14 protein-coding genes are annotated in these 21,090 nt (G+C 64.5%); 2 read left to right on the top strand and 12 right to left on the bottom strand.

Annotated elements, in window-relative coordinates:
• The first annotated feature begins 227 nt into the window (after positions 1-227).
• Both I6F36_RS17455 and I6F36_RS17450 read left to right on the top strand, forming a co-directional pair.
• On the top strand, positions 228-1,601 hold the full coding sequence (locus I6F36_RS17455) for a cation-efflux pump (RefSeq protein ID WP_128262575.1): 1,374 nt from the start codon (positions 228-230) through the stop codon (positions 1,599-1,601).
• A gap of 215 nt (positions 1,602-1,816) precedes the next feature.
• The gene (locus I6F36_RS17450; RefSeq protein ID WP_225127168.1) at positions 1,817-4,144 is read left to right on the top strand and encodes a PAS domain-containing sensor histidine kinase; all 2,328 of its coding nucleotides are present in this window, start codon (positions 1,817-1,819) and stop codon (positions 4,142-4,144) included.
• A 227-nt stretch (positions 4,145-4,371) separates the two neighbouring features.
• On the opposite strand, the gene I6F36_RS17445 is transcribed toward I6F36_RS17450, so the two are convergent.
• The 12 genes from I6F36_RS17445 to I6F36_RS17390 all read right to left on the bottom strand — a co-directional run bounded on the left by I6F36_RS17445 (position 4,372) and on the right by I6F36_RS17390 (position 21,065).
• Positions 4,372-5,265, bottom strand: a complete 894-nt coding sequence (locus I6F36_RS17445) for a LysR family transcriptional regulator (protein ID WP_036005748.1) — start codon at positions 5,263-5,265, stop codon at positions 4,372-4,374.
• A gap of 186 nt (positions 5,266-5,451) precedes the next feature.
• Positions 5,452-8,421 carry a bifunctional [glutamine synthetase] adenylyltransferase/[glutamine synthetase]-adenylyl-L-tyrosine phosphorylase gene (locus tag I6F36_RS17440; protein WP_225171843.1) on the bottom strand — a complete coding sequence of 990 codons (2,970 nt, stop codon included), beginning with the start codon at positions 8,419-8,421 and terminating at the stop codon, positions 5,452-5,454.
• Complete coding sequence (locus I6F36_RS17435) at positions 8,418-9,878, bottom strand: ATP-binding protein (protein ID WP_036023279.1); 1,461 nt, start codon at positions 9,876-9,878, stop codon at positions 8,418-8,420. Before I6F36_RS17435 ends, I6F36_RS17440 begins: the two co-directional genes overlap by 4 nt.
• A 366-nt stretch (positions 9,879-10,244) precedes the next feature.
• Positions 10,245-10,940, bottom strand: coding sequence for an ABC transporter ATP-binding protein (locus tag I6F36_RS17430; RefSeq protein WP_036005758.1), 696 nt, complete (start codon positions 10,938-10,940; stop codon positions 10,245-10,247).
• Positions 10,940-11,689 carry an ABC transporter ATP-binding protein gene (locus tag I6F36_RS17425; RefSeq protein WP_036005761.1) on the bottom strand — a complete coding sequence of 250 codons (750 nt, stop codon included), beginning with the start codon at positions 11,687-11,689 and terminating at the stop codon, positions 10,940-10,942. Before I6F36_RS17425 ends, I6F36_RS17430 begins: the two co-directional genes overlap by 1 nt.
• Positions 11,686-12,990 (bottom strand): branched-chain amino acid ABC transporter permease, encoded by a 1,305-nt coding sequence (locus I6F36_RS17420; protein ID WP_225171842.1) that lies wholly within the window; start codon positions 12,988-12,990, stop codon positions 11,686-11,688. Before I6F36_RS17420 ends, I6F36_RS17425 begins: the two co-directional genes overlap by 4 nt.
• The gene (locus I6F36_RS17415; protein WP_036005767.1) at positions 12,987-13,934 is read right to left on the bottom strand and encodes a branched-chain amino acid ABC transporter permease; all 948 of its coding nucleotides are present in this window, start codon (positions 13,932-13,934) and stop codon (positions 12,987-12,989) included. The genes I6F36_RS17420 and I6F36_RS17415 overlap by 4 nt, the downstream gene beginning before the upstream one ends.
• A 114-nt stretch (positions 13,935-14,048) precedes the next feature.
• Positions 14,049-15,281 carry a branched-chain amino acid ABC transporter substrate-binding protein gene (locus I6F36_RS17410; RefSeq protein WP_036005770.1) on the bottom strand — a complete coding sequence of 411 codons (1,233 nt, stop codon included), beginning with the start codon at positions 15,279-15,281 and terminating at the stop codon, positions 14,049-14,051.
• A gap of 275 nt (positions 15,282-15,556) precedes the next feature.
• The gene (locus I6F36_RS17405; RefSeq protein ID WP_225171841.1) at positions 15,557-16,783 is read right to left on the bottom strand and encodes a TetR family transcriptional regulator; all 1,227 of its coding nucleotides are present in this window, start codon (positions 16,781-16,783) and stop codon (positions 15,557-15,559) included.
• Positions 16,784-16,964: 181 nt separating this feature from the next.
• Positions 16,965-17,645 carry a response regulator transcription factor gene (locus I6F36_RS17400; protein WP_036023302.1) on the bottom strand — a complete coding sequence of 227 codons (681 nt, stop codon included), beginning with the start codon at positions 17,643-17,645 and terminating at the stop codon, positions 16,965-16,967.
• Between the two features lie 275 nt (positions 17,646-17,920).
• Positions 17,921-19,501 (bottom strand): Do family serine endopeptidase, encoded by a 1,581-nt coding sequence (locus I6F36_RS17395; protein WP_036005773.1) that lies wholly within the window; start codon positions 19,499-19,501, stop codon positions 17,921-17,923.
• Positions 19,502-19,721: 220 nt separating this feature from the next.
• On the bottom strand, positions 19,722-21,065 hold the full coding sequence (locus I6F36_RS17390) for a methyl-accepting chemotaxis protein (RefSeq protein ID WP_225171840.1): 1,344 nt from the start codon (positions 21,063-21,065) through the stop codon (positions 19,722-19,724).
• Between the last annotated feature and the right edge of the window lie 25 nt (positions 21,066-21,090).

The raw sequence follows: 21,090 nt of genomic DNA, 5'->3' as shown, positions 1-21,090 counted from the left end.
GCCGCAGGAAAAGCGCACAGCGTCGCCCTGATCGCTTGCGCCAGGAAGCTCCTTATCTACGCCAACACCGTTGTTGCCCGAGGTACGCCCTGGCGTGAAAATACCGCCGCAACTTAATGGTTGCTACGGGGCCGGAGCAAGGCGTAGACCGCTCCTGCAACTCACTAGCGACTACATCCTGTGGATCATCGCTTGATGTCCCACACGGGGCTGCTAAATCCCCGCCCATGACCTCCCAGCACGACAAAACCTCGGTCGCGGCCATCTCGATCTTCGCCAGCGGCGGCATGGCGGCGGCCAAGTTCGCGGTCGGGATCGCGATCGGCTCGCTGGCGCTGATCTCGGAAGCCCTGCATTCCCTGATCGACCTGGTTGCGACCATCATCACCTGGGCGGTGGTGCGGGTGTCCGACAAGCCCGCCGACGAGGAGCACCATTACGGCCACGGCAAGCTGGAAAGCATCTCCGCGCTCGGCGTCACCGCCCTGCTCTACGTGCTGGCCGGGGGCATCCTGGTTGAGGCCTATAGCCGGCTGCGCGAGGGAACCCCGCCGCCGACCATCTCTGCCGTGCCGTTCGTGGTGCTGGTGATCGATATCGCCGTCAATCTCTGGCGCGCCCGCGCCCTGCACCGTGCCGCGCGGGAGACCAGAAGCCAGGCCTTGGCGGCCGACGCGCTGCATTTCGCCTCGGACGTGATGGGCTCCTGCGCCGTGATCGTGGGCCTGATCCTGGCTGGGCTCGGCTTCTGGTGGGGCGACACCGCGGCGGCCGCAGCGGTTGCGGTGATGATCGCAGCGCTCGGCCTGCGCATGGCCGGCTCGACCGTGCAGACGCTGGTCGATCGCGCTCCCGAAGGCGCGCAGGAGAAGGCCAAAGCGGCGATCCGCAGCGTGCCCGGCGTGATCGACGTCGAACGCTTGCGCGTGCGCATGGTCGGAGCGACCACGTTCATCGACACTATCGCGAAGGTGCCGCGGACCTATCCGATCGACCGGGTCGAGGACATCAAGCGCAACGCGCAGGCCGCCGTCGCCAAGGCTTTCGGCGATGCCGACCTTACCTTCGCCGCAGTGCCCGTCGCGCGCGACAACGAGACCGTGCGCGACCGCATCATGGTGATCGCGCGCAATTCCGCCCTCGCCGTCCACCACGTCACGGTGCACGATCTCGGCGTCAAGCTGATCGTCAGCATCGACCTCGAGGTCGATGCCAACATGCAGCTCGAGGCCGCGCACGACATCGCCAACACGCTGGAGCGCAACATCCAGGAGGAGTTCGGCGAGGACGTCGAGGTCGACGTTCACATCGAGCCGCTGGAACCGGAACTTCCGTTCGGGGTCGATGCCACGCCGGACCGGGTGCGGACCATCGCCGCCGCGCTGACGGAATATGCCGCCGGCAGCGAGATCCACGACATCCACAATGTGCGGGTCCGCAACACCGACGCCGGCGAGATCGTCAACTTCCACTGCCGCGCAACACCGTCGATGAGCGTGATCAAGGTGCACGAGCATGTCGACGCGATCGAGCGTGCGTTGCGGCGCGCGTTCCCGAGCGTGAAGCGCGTCATCAGCCACGCCGAGCCGCCGCGGGCGTGATGAAGAATGCGCGACGAGTCACACGTTCTCGTTTCGGACTCGTTGCACCCGTGCCTTTGCGGACGCGCGACGCACAAACTGCGTGTTGGATAAGAATAATTTCGCGTTAACGATTCGTTGACTCTCGACAGCCCGCGAAAACTGGATTCAAATCGGTGTGATTCGGAAGTGACGTGGGGCTGCTTCCGGAACTCGTTTTTCAGGGGGCCGAAGGCATGTCGCGTGCAGACGCCGCGAACGCGTGCGTCCAATCCGATTCCATCAAGGGATTGGCGCAATCGATCGCGAAACCTGCCTATCATCGGCTGTTGATCGCGGAGCCGGCGCTGCGTCGCGCCGTGCCGACGCTCATCATCGCCTTCCTGATCACGATCTGCCTCGGTGCCTTCGTGCAGGTGGTCGATCAAACGCGCCAGAAGCGGCTGGTGATCCGACACGACATTTCGGCGCTCGGCGACCTGCTCGCCGAGCGCATCGACCGCCTCACTTCGGTTCGCCAGGAGCGGCTCAAGACCATCGAGGGCCTGCCGACGCTGCTGCCTGATCTCATTCCGTCCTGGGCCACGGCCTCGGGCCGGCACGTCATCGTCACCTCCGCCGGCATCGACCGCCGCATCCTCGCGCGCATCCCGGCCGACAGCGACCCCTCGGGCAACGACCGCCTGCTCGATGCGATCACGACCGCGCAGCTGGTCGCGGCGCCGCCACGCGACGCCAACGTCTCCGACCTGACGCTGCCGAGCGGCAACGCGGCGATGGCGACCTCGCGGCAGATCAAGTCACTGCCCGGCTTCGTCACCGTGATCCAGGAGCGCAACGAGCCGATCTGGGGCTCGGACGCCGCGCTTTCAGTGACGCTGTCGGCGACCACGGGCTTCGTCGTCCTGATCCTGGGCTTCGCCTTCCACTGGCAGTCGACCCGCGCCCGCGAAGGCGACCTCATCAACGACGCGGTGCGCGGCCGCATCGACACGGCGCTCAACCGCGGCCGCTGCGGGCTGTGGGACTGGGACCTGTCGCGCGGCCGGATCTTCTGGTCGCAGTCGATGTTCTCGATCCTCGGTCTCGACGGCCGTCACGAACTCCTCACCTTCGGAGAGGTCAATGCGCTGGTGAAGTCCGATGACATCGACCTGTTCGCGATCGCCGACCAGCTCATCTCCGAGAAGATCGACCATATCGACCAGACCTTCCGCATGCAGCATGTCGACGGCCACTGGATCTGGCTCCGCGTCCGCTGCGAGAAGACGCGCGGCGCGACCGATTCCAGCGTGCACCTGATCGGAATCGCCGTCGACATCACCGAGCAGAAGAGCCTCGCCGAAAAGACCGTGGAAGCCGACCTCCGCCTGCGCGACGCGATCGAGACCATTCCGGAGGCCTTCGTGCTGTGGGATGCGAGCGACCGCCTGGTGCTCTGCAACTCGCACTTCCAGCGCCTGCACAAGCTGCCCGACAGCGCCGTCATCCCCGGCACCTCCTACGAGACCGTGCTCGAGGTCGGCCGCATGCCGGAGGTGCGCACCCGCCACAACGAGACCGCGGCCCAAGGCCCGGGGGCGCGCACCTTCGAGGCGCAGCTCGATGACGGCAGCTGGCTGCACATCAGCGAGCGCCGCACCAAGGACGGCGGCTACGTCTCGGTCGGCACCGACATCACCCGCATCAAGGAGCACGAGCAGAAGCTGGTCGACAACGATCTGCGCCTGCGCGCCACCGTCATCGACCTCAAGCGCTCGCAGGCCGCGCTGGAGCGCCAGGCGGTCGAGCTCGCCGACCTCGCCGAGAAGTACCAGCGCGAGAAGACCCGCGCCGAGGAAGCCAACCAGACCAAGTCGAAATTCCTCGCCAATATGAGCCACGAGCTGCGCACGCCGCTCAATGCCATCATCGGCTTCTCCGAGATCATGGGGTCGGGCATGTTCGGCGAGCTCGGCAGCGAGAAGTACCAGGAATACTGCCAGGACATCCTGACCAGCGGCCATTATCTGCTCGAGGTCATCAACGACATCCTCGACATGTCCAAGATCGAGGCCGGCCGCATGAAGCTCGACATGGAAGAGCTCGACCTCGCGCAGACGCTCGCCGAATCGTTGAGGGTCGTCACCGGCCGTGCGCAGGACAAGCACCTGACGCTCGATGCCGACATCGCAAAATCCATCTCGGTCGTCGCCGACCGCCGCGCCACCAAGCAGATCATCGTCAACCTGCTCTCCAACGCCGTGAAGTTCACGCCCGACGGCGGACGGGTCGTGGTGCGCAGCCGGCAGCTCGACGACAGGATCGTGCTGATGATCGCCGACACCGGCATCGGCATCGCACCGCATTCGCTGGCGCGGCTCGGGCGTCCCTTCGAGCAGGTCGAGAGCCAGCTCACCAAGACCTATCACGGCTCGGGCCTCGGCCTTGCCATCGCCCGCTCACTGGCGCAGCTCCACGGCGGCTCGATGCGCCTGCGCTCGAAGATCGAGGTCGGCACCGTCGTCCGCGTGACCCTGCCGCGGGATGCGGTGAAGGCGGCCGGGATATCGGCTGCGGCTTAAAACCGCGAGCAACGATCGAGTCAGTTTCGATCTGGGATGCCCTTCTCCCCTTGTGGGAGAAGGTGGCGCGAAGCGCCGGATGAGGGGTGTCTATCCACGCGCAATACTTTCGGGAGGAGAGATACCCCTCACCCGTCTCGCCGCTACGCGGCGAGCCACCCTCTCCCACAAGGGGAGAGGGGAAGAAGAGCTCTCGGTTCACTCGGCTCAGCCAAAAGACCTTCCGCTTACGATTGCAGTGTCGGCGCGACTTCGCGCGCGACGTTGACCAGCGCTGCAATCAGCGGCGTCATGGGATCGCGTTGCGGGATCACCAGGCCGATGCTGTAATTGACCTCGGGGTCGACGATCGGGATCGAGCGGACGGTGTCCGACAGGCCGAGCGTCTCGGCGAGCTTGGCCGGCATCACGCTGGCCCAGCGCCCGGTCTTGACGTGCGTGAACAGCACCAGCAGCGAGTTCGACGTCAGCGTCGGTGTCGCCTCCGCGCCGACCGATCGCAATGCGCGGTCGATGATGCGGCGGTTCTGCATGTCTGGCGTCAAGAGGCACAGCGGCACTTGCCCGACCTCGGTCCAGGTCACCGTCTCGCGATCGCCGAACATCGCGTCCGGCGCGGTGAGCAGGCGATAGCTCTCGTTGTAGAGCGGGATGGTGCGCACCTTGCCGATCGGCTCGTTCTCGATATAGGTCAGCCCCGCATCCACCTCGAGATTTTCGAGCAGGCCCAGCACCTCGGACGAGGTGGTGGACTGGATGCGGAAGCGCACCTCCGGATGCTTGGCACGGAACGGCGTCGTCAGCGCGGCGACCATGCCGAGCACGGTCGGGACCGCCGCGATCCGGATCTCGCCGGAGAGCTGATGCTTCAGCCCGTTGATCTCGTCGCGCATCGCCCGGGCATCGCCCACGATCCGCCGCGCCCAGTCGAGCGCCCGCTCGCCTTCCGGCGTAAATCCCTGAAAGCGCGAGCCGCGCTGGACCAGCATCACGCCGAGAATTTCCTCGAGCTGCTTGAGCCCGGTCGACATCGTCGGTTGCGTCACGCCGCAGGCCTCGGCCGCGCGTCCGAAATGACGCTCCTTCGCCAGCGCCAGCAATAGTTCAAGCTTGTCGATCAACCGGCCGTCCCCTCGGATTCCATCGTGGCACGCAAGCTAGCACGCCGGGCCTGCACCAACACGCAAAAACCCGCAGCCGACCCAACTTTCATGACCAATCCGTATCGATCGATTGCGGTTGCAAATCGATCGGAATCCGCAATCGCAGCTTCTGAGCGATGAGCTCGGTCACCGCGCTGAAGCAGGCTATGACTCTTCCAGCAGCGCCCTGAACACGCGCCGCACCTCGCTCTGGGTCTCCTTCACCCGCGCCTCCAGCGAGGAGAAATCCGGCGCGTCGCCGGCGCGCGCCATGACGCGCTGCAGGTCGGTGCCGGCGGTATCAGGCTTGAAGCGCTCGCTGACGCAGAGACGCAGGATCTGCGTGAGGTCGTGATAGAGCCGCGCCGCGGCCCGCAAAATCTCCGTCTCGGATTGCGCGAGCACGCCGATCCTGCAGGCATTCTCCAGCACCTGCATGGTGCTGACGTCGAGAATCTCGGGTTTGTCGTGCGCGTGCACGAGCTGGAGATACTGCGCGATGAAGTCGATATCGACCATGCCGCCGGCGGCATGCTTGAGATCCCAGCAATCCGCCTCGCCCTTCTCCTGCGCGATCGCGCGCCGCATGTCGGCGACGTCGTTGGCGGTGATGGCGGGATCGCGGCGGCGGGTGAGGACATCGCGGATGACGCGCTCGATCCGTTCCCGGAATTCGGGCGAAGCCGAGACCACGCGCGCACGCGTCAATGCCATGTGCTCCCAGGTCCAGGCTTCGTTGGCCTGGTAGTCCGCGAACGAGACGAGGCTCGAAGCCACCGGACCTGCGCGTCCCGAGGGCCGCAGCCGCATGTCGATCTCGTAGAGCACGCCGTAATTGGTGCGGGTCGTGAAGGCGCTGATCAGGCGCTGGGTGAAACGGGCGAAATAGTGTGCGCCGTGAAGCGATTTCACCCCGTCGGAGTCCGGATGGTCGCCGTCGAAATCATAGAGCAGGATCAGGTCGAGATCGGACGAGGCCGTCATCTCGCGGCTGCCGAGCCGGCCCATCGCGACGATCGCGGTCTCCTGACCCTTGATGCGGCCGTGCTGGGCGGCGAAGCGATCGGCGACGAGACCGTGCACGGTGTGGACGATTCCCTCCGCGACGTCGGCGAAGGCCGTGCTCGCCTGCTGCGCCGAGACGGTGCCGGAGAGGATGCGTGTGCCGATCAGGAACAGGCTCTCCTGCCCGAACAGGCGCAGGCGATCGAGGAACTCCTCGTATGAGCCGGCGTCCTGCACGGTGGTCGCGAGCCGCCCCGACAATTCCTGCCTGTCGGGCATGGCGCCGAAGAAGCGCGGATCGATCAGGCCATCCATCAGCTGAGACTGCCGCGCCAGCATGTCGCCGAGCCGCGGCGCGGCTCCCAGCACCAGCGCCACCAGCGCGACGAGATCGCGGTTCTGGCCGAGCAGCGTGATCAGCCGGCCGCCGCGCTGCAGCGCGCCGAGGAAATGATCGAACGAAACGACGGCGCGATCCGGCTCTTCGGCATGGGCAAGGCCGTCGATCAAGGCCGGCACGAACTCGACGAAGGCGCTTCGCGTCGCCTCAACGCGGAAGACGCGATAGTCGCCGGTGATCCAGTCGCGCACCGTCTGCGCGACCGCGGCGGGCTTCTTGAAGCCGAGCGTCGCGAGGTGCTGCAGCAGGCGCGGATCATCGGGGCCCGCACCGTAGTCGAGCGCCGGCAGCCTCGCCGTGCCGGTGGGGTCATCGCCCTCGAACAGTTTTTCGTAATGGCCCTGGACGATCTGGAGCTGGCGCAAGAGGTCGCGCGCAAAGGCCTCCCGAGTCCGATAGCCGAAGAACCACGCAAAGCGCTCGACCGCTTGCTTGTCCTCCGGCAGCGTGTGGGTTTGCTCGTCGGCGATCATCTGCAGGCGATGCTCGACACGGCGCAGGAATTCGTAGGCGGTCGCCAGCTCGTCACGCGCCGCCACAGTGATCCAGTTGCTGGCGGCGAGCACGTCAAGCGCCCGCAGTGTCGGCCGCACCCGCAATTCCGGATGGCGGCCGCCGGCAATCAATTGCTGGGTCTGCGCGAAGAATTCGATCTCGCGAATGCCGCCGCGTCCGACCTTGACGTTGTGGCCCTCGACCGCAACCTCGCTCTGGCCGCGATAGGTCTGCATCTGCCGCTTCATGTCGTGTACGTCGGCAAGTGCGGCAAAGTCGAGATGCTTGCGCCAGACGAACGGCCCGATCTCGGCGAGCAATGCCTCGCCCGCTTTTGAATCGCCGGCACAGGTCCGCGCCTTGATCATCGCGGCGCGCTCCCAGGTGCGCCCTTCCCGCTCGTAATAGTTCAGCGCGGCGTCCCGCGAGATCGCCACCTGCGTCGAGGACGGGTCGGGCCGCAGCCGCAAATCGACGCGGAAGACGTAACCATCATAGGTGCGCTGCTGCAGGATGCGCGCCATGCCTTGCGTCACGCGGACGAAGAACGGCTGCGGCTCGATATCGGGCGCGAGGGTCGTCGCATCGGGATCGAAGAACACGATGAGATCGATATCGCTGGAATAGTTCAGCTCGCCCGCACCCATCTTGCCCATCGCGAGCACGATCAGCCCGCAGCCCTCTTCGGGTGCCTCGGGATTGGGCGGTGAGAGCTTGCCGCGTGCGGCTTCCTGCCGCAGCAGATATTGCAGTGCCGCCTGCACCGAGGACACCGCGACATCGGTCAGCGCCGCCGTCACCCGCATCACCGGCCAGACACCGCCGATATCGCACAGCGCGATCAGGAGCGCAGCCTCAGCCTTCATGCGGCGGAGCAGCCGCATCACCTCGGCCTCCTCCGAAGCCGCGAGCACCGCGCTGCGCGCCTCCGCGATCAGCGCCGTCAGATGCGCATCCGGATCGCATTCGAGCAGCCGGATCAGACGCAAGGCATCGGCGCGCACCAGTTCGAACAGATAGGGCGAGAATTCCGCAATCCCGGTCAGGATCTCGCGGGCGAAGGGATGGCCGAGATGCGTTTCGAGACGGGCCGATTGTGCCGGCTCGAGCTCGGCCAGCCAGCTTTCGAAACGGGGTTCATCGGTTGCGGAAGCGGCAATATGGGGAGCCTCGGCGAAGCGTGCGGCCAGCCTCTCACCATGCTTGTCCGCGTTTCCCGGCGCGGAGTGGTTCATGCCACCTTCTGTGGCACATCCGGTGTTGGCGGAGCAACCCTGTCGCCGGCGCCCGCGCGCGCCGGCAGCACGAGCGTGGCGACAAGGCCGGGATGGGCATCGCCCAAGCGCAATTCGCCGCCGTGCAACGTCGCCACCGCCGAGGCGAGGCTGAGGCCGAGGCCCGAGCCCGGCAGCGTGCGGCTGGCCTCCAGCCGCACGAATCGCTCGATGACGTGCTTGCGGTCGGCTTCGGGGATGCCGGGGCCGCGATCGGTGACGCTGAGCAGCACCTGGTCGCCCTCGCGCCTCGCCTCGATCGTGATTTGCCTCGCGTCCATGCTGACCACGGTTCCCGCCGGCTGTGCCGCGGGCTGGCCGTATTTGATCGCGTTCTCGACAAGATTGGCGAGCGCCTGGCTGATCAGCTCGCGATTGGCATGAACCGGCGTCGGCTCGCACTTGACCTTCAGGGTCATGCCGTCGTCCTCGGCGAGCGGCTCGTAGAGCTCGTGGATGCCCTCCGCGACCTCTGCGGCGTCGAAGTCGTCCATGTTGCCGCGCGCCTGTCCGGATTCCGCGCGCGCGATCATCAGCAGCGCGTTGAAGGTCCGGATCAGCCCGTCGGACTCCTCGATGGTCCGCTCCAGCGCGGCGCGATAATCCGCCTCGCAGCCCGATCTCGCCAGCGCCTCCTCGGCGCGATTGCGCAGCCGCGTCAGCGGCGTCTTGAGGTCGTGGGCGATGTTGTCGGAAACCTCCTTCAGCCCCGCCATCAGCGCCTCGATCCGCTCCAGCATGGCGTTCAGGTTCTCGGCGAGGCGATCGATCTCGTCGCCGCTGCGCCCCACGGGCAGGCGCTCGCTGAGATCGCCGGTCATGATCCGCTGCGCCGTGCCGGTCATCGCGTCGATGCGCCTCAGCACCCGCCGCGCGACGAAGATGCCGCCGCCGAGGCCGAGCACGACGACGATCAAGACCGAAAACTGCGCCGCCTTGGCGACGATGCCGAACAGGCGCCGCCGCTCGGCCAAGTCGCGGCCGATCAGAAGCCGGAAGCCGTTCTCCAATTCGGTGACGCGAACGAGCGCGCGATGATCGCGGTCATCGCTGTCCTCGATCCGCCGGTAGGCCGTCTCCGACCAGCCGCGCGTCGCCATAACGCCCGGCGCCAGCGAGCCGACATTGCCGGCGATCGCCTGGCCCGTCGGCGTGGTCACGAGATAGAGATTGGCGCCTGGCCGCAGCGCCCGATACTCGATCGTGCGCACGAGACCGACTAGGCCGCGGCGGTCGTAGATCTCGTTGATCTCCGAGGTCTCGGCATTGACGGTCTGCGTGATCTCCTCGGTGATCAGCCGCCGCGTATTCCAGGCGAAATAGGCCAGCAGCGAGGCCGCGAACATCGCGAACAGCAGCAGATAGACCAGCGTCAGCCGGAACGCCGTGGTGCGGACGAGTTTACCGAATGCCGTCACGAATCATGTACCCAGTTTCAACTACGCGCCTGCATCACGAGCATCGAAACTCACGTATTTCGCTTTGTTTACAATAACATAGCCTATAGATTGTCGCACCTGCGCCTAGGTCCCTTGTGGAACGAGCAACGCGAAAGGCATTCGTGACCACACATGATAGGCGCACGCGGAACGTTAAAGGGGCACTCGATCGGAACCAAGTTAAATCCCCGCAAGCTCGGGCCATGCGGACACCGGACGGAGCCTGCGGGAGCAGTGATCCGCTGTGGGCCTCCCCTTCCGACCACGCTGAGGAACATCAGCCGTTACGGGCGGACGTCCTTGTCGAGGGCATCGCGCCATTGCGGTCAAACCCGCCGGCTTCCCTCACACTTCCAGCCATTGCGCGCGAACGTCGCTGTTTGATTTCAGTTGCTCGGGCGTACCTTCGAAGACCACACGACCGTGCCCCATGACGTAGACGCGGTTGGAGATCTTCATCGCAATCGACAGCTTCTGCTCGACGAGCAAAATTGCGACGCCGGCCTGCGCAATGCGGGCGATGAGATCGCCGACCTGCTGCACGATCAAGGGCGCAAGACCTTCGGTCGGCTCGTCGATCATGATGAGATCGGGGTCGCCCATCAGGGTCCGGCACGTCGTGAGCATCTGCTTCTCGCCGCCTGACAGCACCCCCGCAGGCGTATCTGCCCGCGCGGCAAGGTTCGGAAACATGTCGAGCATGTCCTGAAGCTGCCATTTGCCGGGACGCCGCGTATCCTTGATGCCGAGGAGCAGATTCTGGCGGACCGTCAGCCCCGGAAAGATGTCCCGATGCTCCGGCACATAGCCGAGACCGAGGCGCGCGATCCTGTAGCTCGGCAGCCCCGCGATGTCCTTGCCTTTGAAGCGGATCGTGCCTTGCGGCGCAACCTCGCCCATGATCGCCTTGACAGTGGTCGAACGTCCGACGCCGTTGCGGCCGAGCAGGCTGACGACCTCGCCTGCCGCAACGTCGAGATCGACGCCCTGGAGAATGTGGCTCTTGCCGTAATAGGCGTGCAGGTCCCTGACCTCCAGCATCAGTGCGCCTCCTCGCCGAGATAGGCTTCCTTAACTTTCGGGTCCCGCCTGATCTCCTCCGGCGTGCCGGAAGCAATGATGTGGCCGTAGACCAGCACGGAAATGCGGTCGGCCAGGCCGAACACAACGCTCATATCGTGTTCGACGATGACCAGGGTCTTGCCCTCGGTCAGGCGCCGGATCAGCGACACCGCGCGGTCGGTCTCGGCGTGGCTCATGCCCGCCGTCGGTTCGTCCAGCAGCACGACGGTCGCGCCGCTGGCGATGGTGATGCCGATCTCGAGTTCGCGCTGCTCCGCGTAGGTCAACAAGCCGGCCGGAACATCGCGCCGATGCGTCAGATGGATGTCGTCGAGGATTTGCGCCGTGCGCTCGCGCACCTCCGGCAGGCTATCGACGTTCTTCCAGAAGGCGTAACGGTGCCCCGTCGCCCACAGCACGGCACAGCGGACGTTCTCCCAGACCGACATGCGCGCGAATACGTTGGTGACCTGGAACGACCGCGACAGGCCGCGCCGGTTGATCTCGAACGGCCTGAGGCCGGAGATCACATCGCCGTTCAGTCTCACCTCGCCCGAGGTCGGCTTGATGTGGCCACTGATGAGATTGAACGTCGTCGATTTCCCGGCACCGTTCGGACCGATGATGGCGTGACGCTCACCTTGCGCGACGCTGAGATTGAGATCGCGGATGATGCCGACATTGCCAAAGCGCTTCTCAACGGCGCGGACTTCGATCGCTGCCGTCATGCCAAGTACCCCCGATCGCGCGCGACCGTCGCCGCGCGGTCCCATGCCTCGGCGACGCGCCGCCAGCTCAGGCGCGCGACGAAGAAGCCGCCGATGAGGAGGACCGCCGCGCTCGCCCACGTCAGCGGCGACGCCGGACTGAAGGCAACGCCGAACAGGTTGATCGGATTGCCCTGACCGCTATGCGTGCGCGAGATCGATTCGATCGTCAGGATCACACCGCAAGCCAGTGCCAAGGTCGGCACCGCCGCGATCAGATAGGAAGGGATCACCGTCGGCAGAGTTCCGGCGCGAACCAGCGGCCGGTGCATCATGACCAGCCCGGCGATGCCGCCGGGGGACAGCATCACGATGCCGATGAAGATAATGCCGAAATAGAGCTGCCACGCGCCGGTGACGCTGGTCAGCCCGAGCTGAAGATAGGTCACGAGGATTGCACCCAGGATGGGTCCGAAGAAGTACGCGACGCCGCCAATGAAGGTCGAGAACAGCACGAGGCCGGATTGGATCGCGCCGAGATAGGCGGCGTTGGCGATCTCGAAGTTGATCGCGGCCAGGCCCCCTGCCACGCCAGCGAAGAAGCCGGCAAAACAGAAGGCGATGTAGCGCACCACGTGCGGATCATAACCGATGAACTGGACGCGCTCGGGGTTGTCCCGCACCGCATTGCTGATTCGCCCCAGCGGGGTCCGCGTCAGCGCATACATCGCGACGGCCGAGATCACCAGCCAGAACGCGATGAGGTAATAGACCTGAAGCTGCGGGCCGAAACTCAAGCCGAAGATCTTCGGCAAAGCCGTGCGGTCGGTCGATATTCCGGACTCGCCGCCGAACACCGAACGCAGGATCAGCGAGGACGACGCCACCAGTTCGGCAATGCCGAGCGAGATCATCGAGAACACGGTACCAGCCCGCTTGGTCATCAGCCAGCCGATGATGATCGCGAAAACGAGGCCGCCGAGTCCACCGAACAGCGGTATGAACGGCAGCGGGATTGGCCAGCCGTGCGAGACCACTGCATTCATCATGTGGCACGCTGCGAAGCCGCCGAGGCCGTAATGCACCGCATGGCCGAACGACAAGAGGCCGGTCTGGCCGAGCAGGATGTTGTAGGACAGCGCGAACACGATCGCGATGCCGATCAGGCTGAAGGACGTCAGCGAGCCGCCGGAGGAGAAGATCAGCGGCAGCACGATCAGCACGGCGATGCCGGCAAGCCATATGCCGTAGAAGCGCAGGCCGTCGCCGGCCGGCTTCCCTGCGATTGTCGATGTCGGCGTCGATGTCGTTTTGGCGTTCATGTCTCGCGCGTCCCCATCAGGCCCATGGGGCGTACGATCAGAATGATCACCAGCAGCAGGTAGGGTACGATCGGCGCCACCTGGGCAATGGTGACGTTCCAGATGTCGGTGAGCACGGACGGCCCTGCCGACGGATCGAGCGGACCGAAGGCGCTCGCCAACGAACCGTTCAGCGCCACCGCGAAGGTCTGTATCAGGCCGATCACCAGCGAGGCGATGAAGGCGCCCGGCAAGGAGCCGAGGCCGCCAAACACGATGACGACGAACAGGATCGGTCCCAGCGCCGCGGCCATGTCGGACTGCGTCACCAGCGCCGGACCGGCGATCACGCCGGCAATTCCCGCCAGCGCGCTGCCGACGCCGAACACCAGCATGAATATGCGTCCGACATTGTGACCGAGATGCCCCACCATATGGGGATGCGTCAGCGCGGCCTGAACGATCAGGCCCACCCTCGTGCGCTTGAGCACCATCAGCAACACGATGAATATCAGGATCGACACAGCCAGCATGAAAATCTTGTAGGCGGGATAATTCGTCGAGAAGATCGTGAAGGCCGGAAAGTCGAGCAGCGCCGGCACGCGGTAATCGACGGGGCTCCTGCCCCACATCATCGCCACGATTTCTTCGATCGCGAACGCAAGACCGAAGGTCAGGAGCAACTCCGCCACATGGCCGTGCTTGTGCGTATTGCGCAGGCCGTAGCGCTCGACCGCCATGCCGATCGCGCCGACCAGCAGCGGAGCCAGCAGCAGGGCCGGCCAGAAGCCAATCCATTTGGTGAGCTGGAAACCGAAGAAGGCGCCGAGCATGTAAAAGCTGGCATGGGCGAAGTTGAGCACGCCCATCATGCTGAAGATGACGGTCAGGCCGCTCGACAGCAGGAACAGCAGCATGCCGAACAGCAGACCGTTCAGCGTCGATATAACGATCAGTTCAAGCACAGTAATCACACCTCTGGCCGGGACAGAAACGGCCCCGGCGAAGTCGGTCCGGATGCGAGCAGCAACCTTCCCGCGAGCCGCTGTCGGCTGCGGGAAGGCAAAGCTATTCCAGGCTTACGGCCGGGTCATCTTGCAGGTTGTGGGAACCATCGTCTTGGATGTGTCGATCTTGGAAACCAGATGCCATCCCCAGCCGGTGCCTTCCTCGTCGAACGGCTCGTCTGCAGCGAGCTTGCCGAAGGAGGAGATGTAGATCGGCTGGAAGAACTGGTGATCGTCCTTGCGCATGACGCCCTCACCGCCATCCAGCACCTCGAACTTGAGATCCTCGAGGGCAGCCGCGACCTTCACCGGGTCGAGCGAGTTGGCCTTCTCGGCCGCGGCCTTGAACATGCGCATCTCGTTGACGGCGCGCGGATACCAAAGCGACATGTTGACCTTGGCACGGAAGGTCTTTTCGAAGTCCATCGCCGGCTGGTGGCCGGAATTGGCAAAGCCCTCGGTGATCTGGAAGACCTGATGGTCGAGACCGGTCTGCTTGATTGCGGTCGGACCACCAGCGCCGCCGGCATAGTAGGTGTACCAATTGACCTTCAGGCCGGCGTCCGCCGCTGCTTTGAGCAGCAGTGCGATGTCCTGGCCCCAGTTGCCGGTCACGACGCTATCGGCGCCCGAAGCCTTGATCTTGGCGATATAAGGCGAGAAGTCGGTGATCTTCAACAGCGGATGCAGTTCGTCACCGACGATTTGGATGTCGGGCCGCTTGGCGCCCAGCATCTTGCGCGCATCCGCACGCACCGACTGGCCGAAGGAGTAGTCCTGGTTGATCAGGTACACCTTCTTGATCGCGGGGACATCCTTCATGTAGCTGGTGAGCGCTTCCATCTTGATGTCGGAGCTCGCATCCCAGCGAAAATGCCAGTAGCTGCACTTTTCGTTGGTCAGGCTCGGATCTACGGCGGCATAGTTGAAGTAGAGCACTTCCTTGCCGGGATTGCGCGTGTTGTTCTTGGTAACGAAGTCGGACAGCGCTGCGGCGACCGACGAGCCGTTGCCTTGCGTGATGAAGCGGGCGCCGGCATCGATGGCCTTCTGCGCCTGCACCAGGCTTTCCTGCGGGTTGGTCTTGTTGTCGAGAGGCAGAATCTCGATCTTGCGGCCCAATATGCCGCCCTTGGCGTTGATCTCGTCAGCCAGATACTGGAACGTCTTCAAGCCGCCTTCACCGATGCTGGCGCCACCGCCGGACAGCGGATCGATGTAGCCGAACTTGATTGTTTCCTGCGCGAATGCCGCTCCTCCGAGCATCGTCAGCGCTGCCGCCGCAGCAATTGCGAGCTTGTGCATCCTGGCCTTCTCCCTTTTGTATGTTCTTGTCCTTGGCGATCGAAGCTGACTCACAACGTCGGTCGCGCCCACTCTTCGCTACTCCAATATTGAATACTGTGTAAAGTTTCGGTGCAAGAAGTAATTGCGGCCTCAACGTGAAGATTGCCGCGCGCCGTCCGGAATATTGAATTCACAGGCAACTTTTGGGATCAAAGCCGCGCTCAATCTGCGGCTGTCATCAAGTCCGAACGGGAAAGGATGAAGAGCGCGATCAGGGTCTCAGATCGGTTGCTTTATACCACTCCCCGACGGGACTTGAGCCCCAAAAGGAACAGCCGCGAAAAATAATCGGCAATCTGCATCGGAGACCAGCTCCGCTCGTCCCTGAACCAGATCGGGTACCAGTGGCCCATTCCAGTCAGAACGCGTTCGGCGAAGTAAGTGTCGACGCTGCGGAAGTATCCCTCGTCGATCCAACACTGGTGGTTTCTCTGGTCCTGCTGGATCGTTGCGAGCACCTGCCTGACATAGTGCTTGCGGTCAACGTCGTTGAGATAGTTGATGTTGTGGTAGGTCGCCTTCGGGCCGCAAGGGGTATCGTGCAGCATCAACAACAGGCGGACTCTCTGGACGACGTAATCGAACGCCCCGAGCCTCAGGTCCTGCAAATATTCTCGAATCCCGATCTCACCGGCCAGACCTCTTCGCAGGCAAGCCAGCAAGAGGCGCTCCTTCTCGCTGAAATGATAATAGATGCCGGCGCGGGTCATGCCTGCCTCCGCCGCGATGCTCTCGAGCGACGTACCGGACGCGCCCCTGCGATTGAAACTGTCCGAAGCAATCGAGAGCATCCTGTCCAGCTTCGCGGCGCGCTTGTTCAATTTCGAGCGGGACTGGAGAAATGGTGCCAGGCTCGGCGCTTCAGGCATGTCCGGTAAGGCAATCTCACGCCGATACACCCCATGCGTGATGATGTCGTCAATGGCATCAATCGCCTGCTGGCGCGAATAATAATCGCGCTCGGAGAACCAGAACGGAACCCAATCCAGGATGGAGATGAGGGCGACGGCCGTAAGGAGCGGCTCCTCGCAGGCAATCGAGCCGTCGGCAATGCCACGCTTCAGAAAGTCGGCGAGCAGCGCGGCATTCTGCCAGCGCCTGGCATGCACGTCTTTGCTGTAAGACGCAGCCAGTGCATCGATGTCGGAGAACAGGATCATGCGCTGGCCTTCAGGCCGCAGCCGGGCTCTTATGAAGCGCCTGACGATTTCGAGCCCGTCTATCCCGGGTTCGGCCGCCGTCTCGATTTCGTGCCTGTAGATCGCAAGACCGCGCAGGTAGCAGTGAAAGATCAGGTCTTCCTTGTCGCGGAAGTAGTGGTACAGCGCTCCCGGCACCGATCGAACCGATGCTGCGACCTGCTCCATCGTCACATTCGCATAGCTATGGCGGGCAAACAGCTTGGAAGCCGACACGAGGATCTCTTCAGCTCGGTCGGACGGGAAGGCGGCGACTTGCAAGCTTGAATATCCTTCCTGATCGTGGACGGATTCACCCCGGTGAAACGTCCACTACCACACGTCGGATATTCTTGCCATCGGACGAGGCGTTAGGCCAGTATCGCCCGCAACCCTCGGACGGCGGTGCAAATGAAGACGCAGCCGATGATTGCAGGCGCGCCGTAGATCGACGCCGAACGCCCTATCTCATGCCGTCACGGATCATGTATCCGGCGCCGCGGATCGTGTGCAGCAGCGGGCGCTCGAAGCCCTTGTCGATCTTGGAGCGCAGCCGCGAGATGTGCACGTCGATGACGTTGGTTTGCGGATCGAAATGATAGTCCCAGACATTCTCCAGCAGCATGGTCCGCGTCACCACCTGGCCGGCGTGCTTCATCAAATATTCGAGCAGGCGAAATTCGCGCGGCTGCAGCGTCAGCTCGTCCTTGCCGCGGGCGACGCGATGCGAGAGCCGGTCGAGCTCGAGATCGCCGACGCGATAAAGCGTCTCCTCGGCGGGACCGCCGCGGCGGCGCGACAGCACTTCGACGCGGGCCAGCAGCTCGGCGAAGGAATAGGGTTTCGGCAGATAATCGTCGCCGCCCGCGCGCAGACCCTTGATGCGGTCATCGACCTGCCCGAGCGCGGAGAGAATCAGCACCGGCGTCGTATTGCCCTTGTCGCGCAATGCGCCGATCAGCGACAGGCCGTCGCGCTTGGGCAGCATGCGGTCGACCACCAGCACGTCGTATTCGCCGTTCTCGGCCATGGCGAGGCCTTCCTCGCCGTCGGCGGCGTGGTCGGCGATGTGTCCGACTTCGCGAAACGCCTTGGCGAGGTAGTCGGCGGATTCGCGGTCGTCTTCGATGATGAGGAGGCGCATCGTGCGTTCGGCGGCGGTCAAGGAGGTCAACCTTCTCTAAACATGGCGCGAGCGACAACCGCATGCAAGCCGAGCAGGAGAGGCTCGAAGCGGGAAAAAGGCGGGCGGTGAGGCTGGGGGGACCTCACCGCCCTAGGCCTTCCGACGGAGGGGGGCGTAATTCCACCGGAAGGTAGATGAGGGAAGCCAGCGTTGCGCTGCTTCCCCGAAGGGCACCGGCGGCGGGGGCGACTGATGCCGGCGGTACCCTTCATCTCGTGGGCCTCCTGAAGGCCTCAGCCCTTGGCGATGGGCACCGCGACGAAGCGCGACTGGCCGCCGCTCTTCACGCGCATCAGGACGCTGTTCTTGTTGTCGGTCCGCGCCGCATTGATGGCGTCGCGGACTTCGCCGGCGGTCGCCACGCTCTTGCCACCGACCTCGAGGATCACGTCGCCTTCCTTGAAGCCGCGTTCGGCCGCCGCGCTCTTCGGATCGACCTCGGTGACCACGACGCCTTCCTTGCCGGCACCGGCCACGGAATTGGCCGGCGCAACGGTCATGCCGAGCTTCGGCACGTCGGTGCCCTTGCTGGCGCCCTTGCCGCTGTCCTTGTCGGTATCGGCCTTGGCCTCGACCGTATTCGGCAACTGGCCGAGGGTGAGGTTGACGACCTTGTCCTGGCCCTTGTGCAGCACATTGAGCTTCACGGACGCGCCGGGCGCCATGCCGCCGATCGTGCGGGCGAGCTCGCGGGCATCCTTGACGGGGTCGCCGTTGACCGCGGTGATCACGTCGCCGGACTCGATGCCGGCCTTCGCGGCCGGACCGTTGGCCTGCGGCTCCGCCACCAGCGCGCCTTCGGCCTTCTTCATGCCGAGGCTGTCGGCGATGTCGGAGGTGACGGGCTGGATCTGGACGCCGATCCAGCCGCGGCTGACCGAGCCCTTGTCCTTGAGCTGCGCAACCACGCTCTTGACGGTGTTGGCCGGGATCGAGAACGCGATGCCGACGCTGCCGCCGGAGGGCGAGTAGATCGCGGTGTTGACGCCCATCACCTCGCCGTTGGTGTCGAAGGCCGGACCGCCGGAATTACCCTTGTTCACGGGCGCGTCGATCTGGATGAAATCGTCATACGGGCCGTTGCCGATGTCGCGGCCGCTCGCCGAGACGATGCCCGCGGTCACGGTGCCGCCGAGACCGAAGGGATTGCCGACCGCGAGCACCCAGTCGCCGATCCGCGGTTTGCTGTCGGCGAGCTTGGCGAACGGGAAGTTCGTGCTGCCTTCGACCTTGATCAGCGCGAGGTCGGTGCGCTGGTCGGTGCCGATCACCTTGGCGGTGTAGGTCTTGCCGTCGTCGGTGGTAACCTCGACCTTGTCGGCGCCATCGACCACGTGGTTGTTGGTCACGGCATAGCCGTCAGCCGAGATGAAAAAGCCGGAGCCCTGCCCCTGCACGACGCGGCCACGGCCGCCCTTCAGGCCGGGGGGCAAACCATCCGGACCACCGAAGCGGCGGAAGAAGCGCTCCATCGGCGAGCCCGGCTGGAACGGCGAGGAGGAATCGTCGCCGTCGTCATTGCTGGCGGTCTTCTCCTTCATGTTGACCTTGACCGAGATCACCGAAGGCTTCACGCGCTCGACGACGTCGGCGAATCCGACCGGACGCTCGACCTTGCGGACCTCGTTGTTGACCTGCGCATGCGCCGGGCTGGAGAACAGGTCGGCCGGCGAGGTCGACGGGCTGAAGCCATAGACGGCCGCGCCGAGACCGGCGACGACGGAAGCCATCAGCGCGAGCTTGCGCGCGGAAAACACCGACCGGCGCGGCTGCCGGTAGGACGGGAGGTTCGAAAGGTCGATACGATCGTTCATGCGGAAATCTCCAGAGCCCTGAATTCCTGTTGGTGCCGGATGCCGGCACCTTGCGGACCTGAAGATGGGGACTCCCGCCTTACCGCGCGCTGGCGGCGGGGTTAAACTTTCGTAATGATGGTCGAGGCCGATGCGGCAGTTTAGCACAGGCCAAAAATCGTGGTCTTACAGGAACTTAATCGAGTTCCCCGACAAGGCGGCAGGCGCGAATTCTGGCCCCTCAGCTCGCCCTGACACTGACGATGAACTCGTCGACTTCGCGCTTCAAGGTCTCGGCCTGCCGCGACAGATCGACGGCCGAATCCCTGGCTTCGGCCGCCATGCGGCCGGTCTCGGCCGAGGTGGAGGTGATCTGGACGATATGGTTGGAGACGTCGAGGGTTCCGCGCGCGGCGTCCTGGGCGCTGCGCGTGATCTCCTGTGTGGCGTTGCGCTGCTGGGCTGTGTCGACCTCGATGCCTGACATGATCGACGAGATCTCCGACAGCGTCCTGGAAATGCCGTCGATCGCGCCGCGGGTCTCCGCGGTGATGCCCTGAATGCTGGCGACCTGCGAGGTGATCTCCTCCGTCGCCTTGCTGGTCTGATGCGCCAGGTTCTTCACTTCCGAGGCGACCACCGCAAACCCCTTGCCCGCTTCGCCGGCCCGTGCCGCCTCGATGGTGGCGTTGAGCGCCAGGAGATTGGTCTGCGATGCGATCGCCTGGACGAGCTGGACGACCTCACCGATCTTTTCGGCGGCATCCGACAGCGTGTGAATGGTATCGCGGCTCTTCTCCGCCTGGCTTGCAGCGCCTTCGGCGCGCTGTGTCGCGTCCGTGACGCGGCGGCTGATCGTGCCGATCGAGTTCGTCATCGCCTCGGCGGACCCTGCAACCGTCTGCACGCTGGCGCTGGCCTGGCTCGCCGCGCTCGCGACCGCATTGGCCTTGGTGCTGGTGTCGTTGGCGGTCCGCGACACCGTCTCCGCGTTGGTCTTCAGATGCACGGCCGATGACGCCACGCTGGCGACGACACTGGCGACGAGATCGTTGAAGCGCTTGATCCTGTTATCGAGGAATTTCGACCGCTCGGCCTGATGCTGCGCTTCATGCAGCTGCTGCTCGGAGAGGCGGCGCCGCTCGATGCCGTTGGTCTTGAACACCTCCAGCGCACCGGCGAGCAGGCCGATCTCGTTGGTGCGGCCGAGCCCCGGGACTGATGTCTCGAACTTCTGGTCGGCAACCTCGCGCATGGCATGCACGATGGCCGCGAGGGGATTGAGGATGCCGTTGCGCACGGCGAACCAGGTGGTGAAGCAGATCGCGAAAGCGACGACGGCGATCACGCCGCAGGCGACCAGGAAATAAGAAAACGCGGTCTGCGCCTGCTGGTAGATCTGCATGGCATGGTCGCGCGCCGGGCCGCTCAGCGCGGCGAAGTTCGAGGACAGGCTGGTGATCTCGTTGTTGAGATAGAGGACCGCGATGAAGCCGGTGCCGCCGCCGATGCCAAGCAGGAACAATAACGCAGCGACGACGGCGCCGACCAGGAAGCGGATCGTCAGATTGCTGTTCGCGAACATCGGGGGACTCAGGAGCTGGAATCAA

Source organism: Bradyrhizobium sp. BRP19 (assembly GCF_020194195.1).
Lineage (GTDB): Bacteria > Pseudomonadota > Alphaproteobacteria > Rhizobiales > Xanthobacteraceae > Bradyrhizobium > Bradyrhizobium yuanmingense.
Note: the sequence above shows the minus strand (reverse complement) of the source record. Positions and strands in the feature narration are given on the sequence as shown.

What these genes read in the sequence shown, in the direction of transcription:
- I6F36_RS17455 (WP_128262575.1), top strand. Translation starts at nt 228, where the DNA reads ATGACCTCCCAGCACGACAAAACCTCGGTCGCGGCCATCTCGATCTTC.
- I6F36_RS17450 (WP_225127168.1), top strand. Translation starts at nt 1,817, where the DNA reads ATGTCGCGTGCAGACGCCGCGAACGCGTGCGTCCAATCCGATTCCATC.
- I6F36_RS17440 (WP_225171843.1), bottom strand. Translation starts at nt 8,421, where the DNA reads ATGAACCACTCCGCGCCGGGAAACGCGGACAAGCATGGTGAGAGGCTG.
- I6F36_RS17430 (WP_036005758.1), bottom strand. Translation starts at nt 10,940, where the DNA reads ATGCTGGAGGTCAGGGACCTGCACGCCTATTACGGCAAGAGCCACATT.
- I6F36_RS17425 (WP_036005761.1), bottom strand. Translation starts at nt 11,689, where the DNA reads ATGACGGCAGCGATCGAAGTCCGCGCCGTTGAGAAGCGCTTTGGCAAT.
- I6F36_RS17420 (WP_225171842.1), bottom strand. Translation starts at nt 12,990, where the DNA reads ATGAACGCCAAAACGACATCGACGCCGACATCGACAATCGCAGGGAAG.
- I6F36_RS17410 (WP_036005770.1), bottom strand. Translation starts at nt 15,281, where the DNA reads ATGCACAAGCTCGCAATTGCTGCGGCGGCAGCGCTGACGATGCTCGGA.
- I6F36_RS17400 (WP_036023302.1), bottom strand. Translation starts at nt 17,645, where the DNA reads ATGCGCCTCCTCATCATCGAAGACGACCGCGAATCCGCCGACTACCTC.
- I6F36_RS17395 (WP_036005773.1), bottom strand. Translation starts at nt 19,501, where the DNA reads ATGAACGATCGTATCGACCTTTCGAACCTCCCGTCCTACCGGCAGCCG.
- I6F36_RS17390 (WP_225171840.1), bottom strand. Translation starts at nt 21,065, where the DNA reads ATGTTCGCGAACAGCAATCTGACGATCCGCTTCCTGGTCGGCGCCGTC.